This window comes from Rhizobium sp. 01L419 (assembly GCF_056400025.1).
The window spans coordinates 218585-231219 of the sequence record NZ_JBFTSM010000006.1; the positions used below are offsets into that span (position 1 = coordinate 218585).

The following is a 12635-nucleotide window of genomic DNA, read 5'->3' on the forward strand; positions in this document are numbered from 1 at the left end:
GCAGCGTCTAGCGCTCCCAATAGGCGCCAATGCTCATCTTGTGCCGGTCATGGGTCCGCTCGGTCTTGAGGAAGTCGCGGATGCGCTTGGCCTCGGATCGCTCGCAGCCTGCCCAGACGAACGTGTCGGCATCGGCATCTGCCAGGGCATTCTTGATGGCGGTTTCGACGAGACCCATCGTGCCGGCGGGCGCGCCGTTGCGATGCATCCAGGTCAGATCGACAGTGCCGGCCGATGGCAGGGGCAGCTCTTCCGTCGGGCCATCGACTTCGAGGAAGATACGCAGCCGTGTTCCGGCGGGAACCTCGGCAGCCATGCGCGAGATAGCCGGTAAGGCTGTCTCGTCTCCGGCGAGGATCATCGATGTTGCATCGGGCACGCCGCCGCCGCCGGGACCAAGTGCCCCAGCGATATCACCGGGCTTCGCATTCAATGCCCATTCGGCACCCGGCATATTTTCGCCCTCATGCAGAACGAAGTCGATATCGATCTCGCCACGGTCCAGGTCGATGCTGCGGAACGTGTAGATGCGCACAGTCAGCGCATCCTCATCCTTCGCCCATTCGATGCGGCCGTCAGAACGCAGTTTCGGCCAGACGGGTGTGCGGCCCTTCGGTGGGATGAGCAGTCGGAAGTGCAGCCCACCGTGAGCAAAATGCCTGGCATCGTGACAGGCAACCGTCACCCGCCGCATATGCGGGCTGATGTTGCGGGAGCCGACCACGCGGATTTCACGCAGGTCGGGCAGGCGGTCCGCCTTCGGTGCGTCCGACCAGGTAAGCTCTAATGTTTCTTCGCCGGCGAACTGGAAGAGGTGCTCGGCAAGCACCGAGCGCACGTTCTGAAGTGCGCGTGCACTCTTGCAGGAGAGCTCGATTTCAAGCTTGGGACCGTCGTGGCGGATATCCGCCTTGCCGATCGTCATCTCCAGCGTCACCTGCTGGCCGTCACGCTTGACGGTGCTGTGTTCAGCGAAATGCGAGCAGATTTCATCGAGCATCCTGTTGGGATCGACAGTGATTGCGACGCCGGATGCGGTAAAGGGTGCAGCCATCATTGCTTGGTGTCCTTTCGCGAAAGCAGCCAGATGAGATAAGGCCCGCCGATCAGCGCCGCGAAGAGGCCGACCGGCACCTGATAGGGGTAGATGACGACGCGCGAGAGCCAGTCGGCCGTCATCAGCACGCCGGCGCCAAAGAGGACGCTAGCCGCAAGCTGGTGGCCTGGCCGGTGGAAACCGGCGAGACGCGCAAGATGGGGGGCGATAAGGCCAGTAAGGCTGAGTGGGCCGACGAGGAAGGAAGCGATCGCCGTCATCAGTGCGGCAAGCATCGCCAGCGTCAGCCGGCTTGTGCCGACGCGAAGGCCGAGCGCACGGCTGGAATTGCCACCAAGCGGCAGCATCGTCAGCCAGCGGCGGAGGAAGGGCAATGGGGCTACCAGCACGAGGAGCGAGATCATCGCCGTCGAGGCTTCAAAGCTGCCGGCGCGGTTGGTCGAACCGGAGAGCCAGGTGAGCAGGATGTAACCGCGCATGTCGCCCTGCGCGAGCACCATGGTGATGATCGCCATGGCGAAGGCGCCGATGCCGACGCCTGCCAGCAGCATGCGCTCCGGTGAAAACTGTGCGCGGGCCGAAATGGCAATCATGGCGCCGAAGGCGGTCAGTGCGCCGAGCGCCATGGCGAGCAGCATGATGACGGGTGACGGGAAGCCGAAGAGAAAGAGTGCGACCGTCAGCCCGGCGCCGGCACCGCTGCTGATGCCGAGCACTTCCGGGCTCGCAATCGGATTGCCGGTGACCCGCTGCATGATGAAACCGGCTGCCGCGAGCATGCCGCCGGCGCCGGCGGCGACGATCGTGCGGGGCAGGCGGAAGGCCAGGAGATTGGTGAAATCTGTTCCCGCTGCGAAATGCCAGCCGTCATCGGCCGGGCCGAGCGTGAGGAAGAGGACGAAAAGCAGGACGATGGCGACGGAAAGTGCAATGAGCGTGGCAAGCGGCTTCGAAAGCCTCTTGAGGGCCGCAGTCGATTGTGCGGTTACAGCAGAGACGGAATGGACGCGGGGCAACAGGAAAAGCAGCAGCGGCCCACCCAGCATGGCAGTTGCGGCGCCGGTCGGGGCAAGATCGGTGAAGCCTGGCCCGAGGATTTGTGTCAGGCAATCGGTCAGGAGTAACAGACCGGCACCCATCAGCGGGGCCGCGATCATCAGGCTTCCGGTGCTACGTGCGCCGAAGAGCCGGGCAATTGCCGGGGCGGCGAGACCGAGGAAGCCGATTACGCCGACCTCGGCCGTGACCGAGGCAGCGAGCCAGACGGCCAGCACTAGGATGGCAAAGCGCGCCGAATGCAACGCAAGGCCGAGGCTTCTGGCGCTCGTATCGTCTAGCGTCAGAATACCGAGCGGGCGCATCAGCAGCATGGCGGCAGCAAAACCGATCATAAGGCGGGGACCGAGCGAAAATAGGCCGTTCCAATCTTGCTGGCTGAGCGACCCGGCGCCCCAGATATAGATCGACATCGCATATTCGCCACGCGCCAGAATCAGTGTCACGCTGAGCGCGGCGGCAATCATGCTGACGATCATGCCGGAGAGCGCGACGGTCACCGGATCGAGCCGGCGCCGCCAGCTGAGTGCGAGCACGAGCGCAACGGCGCCGAGCCCGCCGCCGAAAGCGACGACCTCCCGAGAAAGGCCGATCAGCAGCGGCGAGAAACTGAGCGCCGCCGTCATCGCCAATTCCGCGCCGGAGGCAATGCCGAGCGTCGATGCATCGGCAATCGGATTGCGCAGCACACGCTGGAGCAGCATACCGGAAAGGCCGAGAGCGGCGCCTGCAATCAGTGCCAGCACCGCGCGGGGCAGAATGCTGTTCCAGAGGATCACGCCATCGAGTATTGCGGCCTGGGCAACATCGCCGGGCACCTGCGGACGCGTTGCGATCAACAATAGGAAGGCGGCTATGCAAAGCGCCGCAAACGCAATCGCCGAGAAGGGAATGCTGACGCCGCGTGCCGGTCGGGCGAGACTAACCATTCCATGCATGGCCAAGCCCCTCCCGAAGAAGATCGGCAAACCGCATGGCGGCCGGCAGCGCACCATAGGGATTGATGGAGCCGAGGATCAGCACGCGCTTCCCGCGCACTGCCGGTAGCGCATTCCAGAACGCGCTGGTGGAGAGGGTGGCGATCGCATCGGCCGGATGGGGCGGGATCATCACGATCCAGGCATCCGGCATCGAGGCCAGCGTCTCGATGCCGACAGGAGCGGCGGCCGAATAGCTTGTTGCACCTTGCCATGCGTTGGTGAGGCCGACCCGCTTCAGCACCTCACCGAACATGCTGTCGGAGCCGAAGACGCGAAAATGCCTGGCATCGCCAAGATTGATCGGGATCACGGGCCGGCCGTCGCCCGCCGCAAAACCAGTCTTGTAACGGTCGAGCTTGTCAGAAAGCTCTTCGGTGAGTTGCTTTGCGGCGGCAAGCTGCAGCCGCTCGCCGATGGCAATCGTCGCCCGCTCGGCCAGCGTGTAGGGGCTTTCGCCCGGTTTATAGATCGCATGGCTTTCGACAGGTGCGATCGGCTGCATCCGTGCATCCGCCCAGGCGTAAAAATTCGAGTTGAAGATCAACTCCGGGCGGGCAGATTGCAGCACTTCGAAATTCGGCGTTCCGCGCAGGCCGAGATCGGCAACGTCATCGGGTATGACAGGGGTTACCGCCACGTCGCGAAACTGCCGCAGCTCCGTTCCAGCAACGACATTGGCGCCGATCGCCAGCAAGGTTTCGAGGATCGCCCAGTCAAGGGTCGCGACGCGCAGGCTGTCGGCCGCCCGCAGCAGCGTGGGGGCCAACAGCGTGGCCGTCGCACCGGCCAGAAACTGCCTGCGGGAAAAATATGCCATGGCCTACAACAGATAGCTGACCGGCTCGTTGCGAACCGGATGCGGGAAGACACCCATGCCGACGCCGAAGATGGACTGCAGCTTGTCGGCCTGCATGATGTCGGCAGGCGTGCCCTCGGCAGTGATGCGGCCATGGTTGAGCGCGATGATGGCGTCGCAATAGCGTGCCGCGAGGTTGATGTCATGCAGGACGATGACGACGGTGAGCCCGCGCTCGTGGCTGAGTTCCTGCACCAGCGATAGCACGCTTGCCTGATGTGCAAGATCGAGCGCCGAGGTAGGCTCGTCGAGCAGCAGGCAGCGGGCGTTCTGGGCAAGCATCATGGCGATCCAGGCGCGCTGCCGCTCGCCACCGGACATACTGGCGACGAGACGATCGGCGAAATCCTCGAGCTCTGTGCGGACGATCGCTTCCTCGACCATGTCTCGATCGGCAGCGCTGAAGCGGCCGAGGGTGCCGTGCCAGGGGAAGCGGCCGAGTGCTACCAATTCACGCACGGTCATACCGTCGGTCGCCGGTGTAAACTGCGGCATGTAGGCGACATGGCGGGCGAAGGCGCGGCTGCCCCAATCGGCCGCCGCCTTGCCGTCGAAGGAGATCGAGCCGCTCTTCGGTGCTATCTGCCGGGCGATGCTCTTCAGGAGGGTGCTTTTGCCGGAGCCGTTCGGGCCGACAAGGCCATAGATGCGGCCTGTCTCAAGGGTCAGGTCGATGCCGTTGAGAATGGGCCTGCTGCCGATGGCATATTCGATCCCGGCGAGATTCAGGAAAGGCGTAGACACGAGAAAACTCCGGCTTTGCTGCTAAGGGTTGGGAGGGCAGAGCCCTCCCTTTATCGCAGCTTCCTGAAAAACTAAACTCTATTTGTCAACTTACCATTTCTTGCTGAGCTTGAAAGTGACGGTGCGCGCATCACCATAACCGCAGACTGTCAAGCCACCGCAGCTTTCGACGTAGTTCTTGTCGAAGAGGTTGGCGACGTTGAGCGAGGCGCGCCAATTCTCTTTCTCATAACGGATTGCCGCATCGACAAGGGTCGCGGCGGGTACCTTCGCCGTGTTGGCTTCATCTGCCCAGGACGTTCCCTGATGGCGCACGCCGGCGCCGAAGCTAAGGCCTTCCATGGCGCCTGTCGTGACCGTGTAATCGACCCAGAGTGAAGCGCTCACCTTCGGCACGATGTATGGCGACTTGCCGATCAATCGCGGATCGGCCTCGTTTTCAAGCACTTCCATATCGGTATAGTCGAGGCCGGCAATGACCTTCCAGTTATCGTTGACGTTGATCTTGCTTTCCAGTTCGAAGCCGCGCGAGCGTACCTTGCCGAGCTGGCTCTGGGCGAAGGTCGCCGGGTTGGTGACCGTGTTGTTGCGCTTGTCGATCTGGAAGACCGACGCTGTGATCGATCCGTCGAAGAAGGTCGGTTCGTATTTGACGCCGCCTTCGATCTGATAGCCCTCTTCCGGCTTCAGCGGGCCGGAGACGCTAGTGCCGATCAGCGGATTGAAGAAGGAAGCGACGCTGACATAGGGCGTCAGGCCATTCTCGAATTCATAGGCGAGGCCGGCGCGACCGCTCACGGCATTGTCGTCAGAACTATAAGACGTTCCGACGACCGCATCGGAATTGGTGTCGACATAGTCATAACGGCCATTGAGCGTCAGCAGCCAGCCATTACCGAAATGGATCTGGTCCTGCCCATAGAGACCAAGCTGCCTCTGCGTGACGGTCTGATTGATCTGCACGTCGTTGGCCGGCTGTGCCAAGCCATAAATCGGGTTGGTGGCGCTGATCGCCGTCGCAGCGATTGGCCAGGTCGGCCATTTCTGCAGGTTATCGAGCTTGTAATATTTGTAGTCCAGGCCGACGAGCATGTTGTGTGTGGCGCCGCCAAGCTCGGCCTCGCCTTCCAGCCGGTTGTCCATGCCAAAGGAATCGACGCCCGAGCGGCCTTCGAAGCCGATACGCGCCAAATTGTAATCCGGGCCTGTGGGAACACCGCCGACCCAGCCGTTGAGGTACGGACCGATCTCGTGTTTGTCGAGGCGGCCGTAACGCAGGTTCTGCGAGAACTTGATGCCGTTGTCGAATTCATGCTCGAATTCGTAGCCGATCATCTTCTGAACATAGCTGCCGTCGTCGATGTCGGGTTCGCCATAGAAGGCGTCGCGCGGGATCTTGCCGAAGGGCGCATCCTTGACTGTGCCGACATAGGGGAAGAAGCCATTGCCGGTATGGACTTGATCGAGGCCTGCAAGGTAGCCCCAGACAGTGAAGCTTGTTGAATCGTCAGGCGCAATTTTCAGCTGCGGCATGATGAAGCCGCGGAAATCATGCGAGAAATCCGAATAATTGTCACCACCGGCGACCTTGCCGGTGATGCGGTAGGTCATGGCGTCGCTGGAGCCGACCTTGTCGGATATGTCGAAGCCGGTGAAAGCATTGCCGTTGCTGTTGATACCGATATCCGTGTAGTAGAGCGGCTCGTCGAGCGGGCGCTTGCGCACGAGATTGATGATGCCGCCCGGGTTGGCGCCGCCGTAAAGCACCGAGGCCGGGCCTTTCAGCACGTCGACGCGCTCCAGCATGAAGGGATCGATCTGGAAACCGCCGAAGCCGTAGCTGAAGAGGTTGAGATTGTCGAAGAAGACGCCGGTCTGCGTGGCGTTGAAGCCGCGAATGTAGAACCAGTCTGTGTCGGGGTCATTGCCATAGGGCTGGGCGAGGACACCGGGCGTATAGAGCAGTGCTTCATCGATCTTGTTGGTGACGCCGCGATCGTCCATTTCCTGCTTGCCGATGACTGAGACGGACTGCGGGATCTCGTTGATCGGCGTATCGCCCTTGGAGCCGACAGACGAATTTTTCGCAACATAACCCTTGACCGGACCGGCCGCGCTGTCAGCGCCGCCCTGGATGACAATTGGCGCCAGCTGTGTCGGATTGGCATCCTGGGCAAAAGCCGAAGACGCCGCCATGATGCCGACGACGGCAGTCCCCGTCAGAAGATTTGCCCTCGAGATGAACCTCTTGGTCTGCGATCGCATGGAATACCCCACTCGTGCCGTGGCCCTGCTTGCCACGGTATGGCCTTGAATAAGTCGAGTGTTTAACTCAATTTTAATTGGCCGGATTGTCGCGATCGGGGGGAAATTGAACGTTCTTGGGCAATTTTCCGCACTGCACGCAAATGCCCGGATGTGTTGCAGCTACGCAATCTGCCCCTTTTTCCAGTTCGCCGGCGTCGTTCCGAGATGTTTGCGGAAGACACGGGTGAAATGCGCCTGATCGGCAAAGCCGGTTTCGACAGCTATGGTCGTCAGCGGATATTCGCTGACGACCAGCAGATGTTTTGCGCGCTCAAGGCGGGCATGGGTCTGGTATTGATGCGGCGCCACGCCGGTCGAAGCTTTGAAGGCATGGCTGAAATGCGATTGCGACAGGCCGGTGACTGCCGCGACTTCCTCAAGGCGAATATTGCGCCGGCAATTTTCCTCGATGAATTCGGTGGCGCGGCGCAATTGCCAGGAAGCGAGCTTGCTGCGCTTGCGTGGCTGCACCTTGGTGAGTTTCAGCACATCGATGATGAGAGCGAGCGCCAGGCCGTCGCCGTAGAGGTCATGCAGCGGCTGCGGATTGATGCATTCGGCGGCAATCAACTGGGCGAGCGACAGAAGCCGCTCGTCTGAAAACAGGAGCTGGGCACTCGCAAGGCGCTGCGGATCGAGATCATCGCCGAGCCTTCGGTTGATGGTCTCAACATCGAAATGGATGTCGAGATGGCGCAGAGAATGCACGTCCACCAGATCGGCCCAGACTTCCATATCGGCAGGTACGTAGGAAATCGGACGCTTCTCAGTGTCCTGCACCGTGCCATGGGCACGCGGCGAGAGCTTCACCCGCGAATTGCCCGGCCCGCGTTTTTCGAGGAGGATGAAAAGCCGCGGGTCGCGCGATACATAGTAGCCACCACTGTGGGCGGCGCAGTCGACGTCCCAGACATCGGCCACGATGCCGTTCCACACCCGGCGATTGACGCCTCTAGTAACGGAAAAGCCGTGAATCTTGTTCTGCATGCGCGGTTGAAACGTCATTCCCACTTCCGCCTCCGGCGAGACGCCGGAATAAACCTTCGTAATAAACTCAAGTTTAATACAGGAGGCGGAGCGGGATGACAATCACCCAGTTTGTGCGGGCGGAACTGCCGATATCAGACGACGGAGAAGGTCAGTCGTGCGGTATCCCCGAAGCGGATATCGATCTCGCCGGGTTCGCTAAGTTCGATTGCGCCGCTCAGCGTGCCGGTGGTGACGAGCGCGCCTGATGTCAGCGAGCCTTCCGGCCTCAGCGGATCATTGACATAGTCCACCAGCCAGGAGACGACGTCGCCCTTCGGATGCTTTCCGAAGCCATCATAGATCGTTTTGCCGCCATGGGTGACCTTCACCGGCGTGCTTGCAGCGGTATCGATGAAGCTCTTTGCAATGGACGGGCCGAGCACGTAACCGCTATTGCCGAGGCGGTCTGCGAGGAAGAGGAGGAAGGAGACGGCGCCGCTTTCCTTGACCGCGCTGACGAGCAGTTCGGCGCCGAGATAGACGGCGGACACTGCATCGAGCACGTCGGCGCGGCTGTAGGGCGCGCCCCTGCGATAGGGCAGGTCCTTGCCGAAACGCACGGCGATCTCTGTTTCGAACTTCAGGCCCGGATACCAGGCGATGGTGGCACCCGAGACGGCTTCGGCATAGGGATGGAGAGGTGCTGTGACCGGCTGTCCGTCGGGCGAGGCCGTGACCTTCCAGGCGTTGCTTGCAACCCCTTCTTCAGCTTTCAGGAAGTTCTGTGCGTCCATCGCCTGATGCAGATCGTTCGGCAGCCGAAAGGCGCTCGTCGGCTCCTGCTTTCCGGCCTGGCGCAGGCCGTGGAGCTTGGCGGCCAAAGCGCGCGGGTCGAATGATTCAGTCATGCTGTCTCCTCCATCAAATCGAGAGGTGCCACAGTAGCGGCGCAGCCGGCACGGACAAGGGCAGTCTTGGAAAGACTGTTATTCCATCGCGACGTACCAGCGCTCCCGATAGGCGGGAAGACCTGGAATTGCCAAGGGCGCGAAATGCTTTTCCACCCCGGACACCGGCCGGATGCCGGCGAGAAGCGCTGCGCCCTGGCTGGTGCCGGTCGAGCCCGGCAGGGCCATCGTGTCGCGGCCGGTCAACGCGGAAAGCAGCGACAGATAGGTCTCGTTCAGCGCGAAAGGGCCTTCGACAATAATAGGGCCTTTGGCACCGATCAGGCCGAGGCAGGCTTCCGTCATCAGCGCCAGATAAAGACAGGCGGCGGCATATCGCTCTTCGCGACTTGCGCCTTCGGCGCCGAGCCAGCGACTGACCTTGCCGGGGAAGGGGCCGGAACCGGGCGCCACATTCGGCAGCAGCATAGTGCCCTTGACCACGACATCCTCGATGACGGCCTTTGCCGCGGCATCGTCTACCTGGCCGATCTCGGCTGAGAGCATCTCGAATTCGCGTCCGCCCATGAAGCGTGAGGACGGTACGGCGCGGCCATAGGCATCGACATTGGCAAGGGCATCACGCCTGGCATCGAGATGGTCGAGGTCGCCGCCGACGCCGAAATTGATGACCCAGGTGCCGGTCGAAACGACCGCGAACGGCGCTGCGCGGCCGACAAGATGCGGCAAGAGCGAAGCATTGGAATCATGGATGCCGCAATAGACAGGTACCGAAATGCCGATTTCCTCAGCGATCCCGGGCAGGACGGGACCGAGTGCATCGAAGGCCGAGCGGATCGGCGCCATCCGGTCACGAATGGCGAGCGTGTCGACCAGCGAGGAATAGGCGCCGGTTCTCGGGTTCCAGAGATCCGTATGGCAACCGAGCGATGTCGCTTCGTTTGCCACGACACCGGTCAGGCGCGCCGACCAGTATTGCGCATAGGTGAGAATATCAGCGACTTCCACGAATTCCACGGGAAAGGTGGTCTTCTGGTAGTGAAGCTGGGCGCCGATATTCAGCCCCATCGACAGCCGCGGCGAGTAGGTCTCGTCGAAGGAAGGGCGAAGCACATCATAGGCGTCGCGGATATCCTGCGGATATTCGTGTTCATAGTCGATGACAGGCATCGCCAGCTTGCCATCTGCATCGAGCAGGGCGGCGGCTGCACCATGCGTGGTGATCGAGATCGCGTCGAAACCCGGTTCGTTGGCAAACGTCTTCAGCGCTGCAAGCGCGAAACTCCAGAGCGCCTCGATATCATAGTGTGGATAGAGGCCGTCGCGGATGACGGTGTTAGGTTGCTTGCGGACGGCGATTTCTGCGCCCGTCGCGCTGTCGAGCACGACGACCTTGGCATTCGTCTTGCCGATATCGAGAACGGCGATGCGGCGATAGTCACTCATGGCATATGGAAGAGAGTTACGAGGCTGCTTTGGACGGGCGAATTATCCGGATTGGTTTCCATGATGTCGCCCATATGCGCCCACCACTTCTTCATGACCGGATGCTCGGGCAGGCTCGCCATCGTGTGGTCCTTCGGCCGCGTCAACACACCGAAAAGCGTGTTGGTCTCGCGATCGAGATGGATGGAATAATCGCTGGCGCCTGATTTGTGCAGGAGATCGACCAGTTCCGGCCAGATCTCGTCATGCCGCTTCCTATATTCGGCCTCCATGCCGGGATTGAGCTTCATCTTGAAGGCGTGTTTTTCCAGGGTCATTTGGCGCTCATGGCTTTGATGCGGCGGGCGATGATCGGGATCGCGATGGTGATGATCAGAAGCAGGCCAATGAAAATCGACATGACGATGCCGGGCACGTTCAACAGGCCGAGGCCGAAGGTAACTAGGCCCATGACAAAGGCTGCAATGACAACGCCGCCGATCGTGCCGGAACCGCCGAGGATCGAGATGCCGCCGAGCACGACCATGGTAACGACTTCGAGTTCCCAGCCCTGCGCGATCGACGGGCGGGTTGAGCCGAGGCGCGAGGTCAGGCAGACGGCAGCGATGCCGCTCATCACGCCGGTCAGCAGGAAGAGGATGAATTTCACGCGCTCGACCGGAATGCCGGAGAAGCGGGCGGCGAAATCATTGTTGCCGATCGTATAGACCTGCCGGCCGAAATTCGTCGCATGCAGCAGGATGGCGAAAAGGATCGCCAGAACGATGAACAGCACAAATTCGAAGGAGAAGACCCAGACGACGTAACCCTGGCCGAAATAGGCGAAATCCGCCGGATATTTTCCGTAAGCCTGGTCGCCGAGCACGATGTAGGAGATGCCGCGGAACAGGCTCATCGTGCCGATAGTGACGACGATCGACGGCAACTTCAGCACCGAGACGAGGAAGCCGTTGAACATGCCGCAGAGAAGCCCGGTGCCGATGCCGATCAGCACGAGGCCCGGTGTGCCAACACCGGCCTGCGCCGCCGCACCCATCGCCGTCGAGGCAAGCGCGATGATGGCGGCAACCGACAGGTCGATCTCGCCGGCGATAACGAGCAGCGCCATCGCAAAGGCGATCATCGCCTTTTCAGTGAAGTTGAAGGTCGCGTCCGAGAGGTTCCAGGCATCAAGGAAATAAGGCGAGGCCAGAGAATTGAAAATGAAAATAAGGACGGCGACTCCAAAGAGCAGCACTTCCCAGCTCGACATGATGCGTTTGAAGGGTGTGCCGAGCCGATCGGGAATGACGCGCTTTTCTGGATTGGCGGAAACCATGCTCATGCTGCGACCTCCGCTGCGGCGCGGTCACGCAGGATGATGCGGCCGCGATTGCGCTCGCGCCGTGCGTTGAAGACGACGGCAAGAATGATGACGGTTCCGGAAATCGCCATCTGCGTGAACGGAGAGATGCCGATGACAGGCAGTGCATTCTTGATGACGCCGAGGAAGAGTGCGCCGAGTACCGTTCCGGCGACCGAGCCGACGCCGCCGGCAATCGAGATGCCGCCGATGACGCAGGCTGCGACGCTGTCGAGCTCGAAGCCATTGGCGATATCGACATAGGCGACCGCATAGCGAGAGACCCAGAGATAGCTTGAGAGGCCGGCGAGCGCGCCTGAGAGAACAAAGGCAAGGAATTTCGTCTTGCCCGTATCGATGCCGGCGTAGACAGCAGCGGTCGAGTTGCCGCCTGTTGCATAGGCCGAACGGCCGAACTGGCTGTAACGCAGCAGCATGTACATCAGCGCAACGATGATGATCGCCACCCAGCTCAGCACCGGCAGGCCGAGGATCGGCGTGCGGGGAACGGAAAGGAAGGTCGGCGTCATCTGGTGCGCATTCACCCAGGCACCGCCCGACAGCACGAATGCCATGCCGCGATAGATGGTGAGCGTGCCGAGCGTCACGACGATCGGCGGGATTTCGAGGCGCCAGACCAGGAAGCCGTTGATCGAACCGAGTGCTGCGCCAATCACGACCGCCGCAAGGATGAGCACGATGAGCGGCAGGCCCGGAAAGGCAGCATTCATCATTGCGATCGCCATGCCGGTAAAGGCGAGATTGGCGGCAACTGAAAGGTCGATCGATTTCGTCAGAATGACTGTCATCTGCGCAAGCGCCAGGATGATAAGGATCGCCGTGTCGTTGAAGATGCCGGCGAGATTGTCCGGCGTTGCGAAATCGGCAGCACGCGTCGAGAAGACGGCGATCATCACCACGATGATGGCGAAGAGCAGGGTTTCGCGTTTTCTGATCAGTCTCATCATGC

General features: G+C 61.3%; 11 protein-coding genes. All 11 read right to left on the reverse strand.

Annotation, left to right across the window (positions count from 1 at the left end):
• Positions 1-7 precede the first annotated feature (7 nt).
• Positions 8-1057: a DUF2218 domain-containing protein gene (locus tag AC1DUP_RS14405; RefSeq protein WP_477832958.1), complete on the reverse strand. Its 1050-nt coding sequence runs from the start codon at positions 1055-1057 to the stop codon at positions 8-10.
• Complete coding sequence (fhuB, locus tag AC1DUP_RS14410) at positions 1054-3051, reverse strand: Fe(3+)-hydroxamate ABC transporter permease FhuB (RefSeq protein ID WP_477832959.1); 1998 nt, start codon at positions 3049-3051, stop codon at positions 1054-1056. The genes AC1DUP_RS14405 and fhuB overlap by 4 nt, the downstream gene beginning before the upstream one ends.
• A complete protein-coding gene (locus AC1DUP_RS14415) occupies positions 3035-3910 on the reverse strand; it encodes an ABC transporter substrate-binding protein (RefSeq protein ID WP_477832960.1) in 876 nt (291 codons plus the stop codon). Before AC1DUP_RS14415 ends, fhuB begins: the two co-directional genes overlap by 17 nt.
• A gap of 3 nt (positions 3911-3913) precedes the next feature.
• Entirely contained in the window at positions 3914-4693 is a 780-nt protein-coding gene (locus tag AC1DUP_RS14420) for an ABC transporter ATP-binding protein (protein WP_477832961.1), read from the reverse strand.
• A gap of 90 nt (positions 4694-4783) precedes the next feature.
• Positions 4784-6958: a TonB-dependent siderophore receptor gene (locus AC1DUP_RS14425; protein ID WP_477832962.1), complete on the reverse strand. Its 2175-nt coding sequence runs from the start codon at positions 6956-6958 to the stop codon at positions 4784-4786.
• 162 nt (positions 6959-7120) lie between these two features.
• The gene (locus tag AC1DUP_RS14430) at positions 7121-8005 is read right to left on the reverse strand and encodes a helix-turn-helix domain-containing protein (protein ID WP_477832963.1); all 885 of its coding nucleotides are present in this window, start codon (positions 8003-8005) and stop codon (positions 7121-7123) included.
• Between the two features lie 116 nt (positions 8006-8121).
• The gene (locus tag AC1DUP_RS14435; protein ID WP_115036964.1) at positions 8122-8877 is read right to left on the reverse strand and encodes a fumarylacetoacetate hydrolase family protein; all 756 of its coding nucleotides are present in this window, start codon (positions 8875-8877) and stop codon (positions 8122-8124) included.
• Between the two features lie 78 nt (positions 8878-8955).
• Positions 8956-10323 (reverse strand): FGGY-family carbohydrate kinase, encoded by a 1368-nt coding sequence (locus AC1DUP_RS14440; protein WP_477832964.1) that lies wholly within the window; start codon positions 10321-10323, stop codon positions 8956-8958.
• Positions 10320-10640, reverse strand: coding sequence for an L-rhamnose mutarotase (gene rhaM, locus AC1DUP_RS14445; RefSeq protein WP_113307856.1), 321 nt, complete (start codon positions 10638-10640; stop codon positions 10320-10322). Before rhaM ends, AC1DUP_RS14440 begins: the two co-directional genes overlap by 4 nt.
• Positions 10637-11647 carry an ABC transporter permease gene (locus tag AC1DUP_RS14450; RefSeq protein WP_113508258.1) on the reverse strand — a complete coding sequence of 337 codons (1011 nt, stop codon included), beginning with the start codon at positions 11645-11647 and terminating at the stop codon, positions 10637-10639. The genes rhaM and AC1DUP_RS14450 overlap by 4 nt, the downstream gene beginning before the upstream one ends.
• A complete protein-coding gene (locus AC1DUP_RS14455) occupies positions 11644-12633 on the reverse strand; it encodes an ABC transporter permease (protein WP_113301811.1) in 990 nt (329 codons plus the stop codon). Before AC1DUP_RS14455 ends, AC1DUP_RS14450 begins: the two co-directional genes overlap by 4 nt.
• Positions 12634-12635: the final 2 nt, after the last annotated feature.

Excerpts from the sequence above, each read along its gene's own strand:
- AC1DUP_RS14405 (WP_477832958.1), bottom strand. The coding sequence starts at position 1,057 with ATGATGGCTGCACCCTTTACCGCATCCGGCGTCGCAATCACTGTCGAT.
- fhuB (WP_477832959.1), bottom strand. The coding sequence starts at position 3,051 with ATGCATGGAATGGTTAGTCTCGCCCGACCGGCACGCGGCGTCAGCATT.
- AC1DUP_RS14415 (WP_477832960.1), bottom strand. The coding sequence starts at position 3,910 with ATGGCATATTTTTCCCGCAGGCAGTTTCTGGCCGGTGCGACGGCCACG.
- AC1DUP_RS14425 (WP_477832962.1), bottom strand. The coding sequence starts at position 6,958 with ATGCGATCGCAGACCAAGAGGTTCATCTCGAGGGCAAATCTTCTGACG.
- AC1DUP_RS14430 (WP_477832963.1), bottom strand. The coding sequence starts at position 8,005 with ATGACGTTTCAACCGCGCATGCAGAACAAGATTCACGGCTTTTCCGTT.
- AC1DUP_RS14435 (WP_115036964.1), bottom strand. The coding sequence starts at position 8,877 with ATGACTGAATCATTCGACCCGCGCGCTTTGGCCGCCAAGCTCCACGGC.
- AC1DUP_RS14440 (WP_477832964.1), bottom strand. The coding sequence starts at position 10,323 with ATGAGTGACTATCGCCGCATCGCCGTTCTCGATATCGGCAAGACGAAT.
- rhaM (WP_113307856.1), bottom strand. The coding sequence starts at position 10,640 with ATGACCCTGGAAAAACACGCCTTCAAGATGAAGCTCAATCCCGGCATG.
- AC1DUP_RS14450 (WP_113508258.1), bottom strand. The coding sequence starts at position 11,647 with ATGAGCATGGTTTCCGCCAATCCAGAAAAGCGCGTCATTCCCGATCGG.
- AC1DUP_RS14455 (WP_113301811.1), bottom strand. The coding sequence starts at position 12,633 with ATGATGAGACTGATCAGAAAACGCGAAACCCTGCTCTTCGCCATCATC.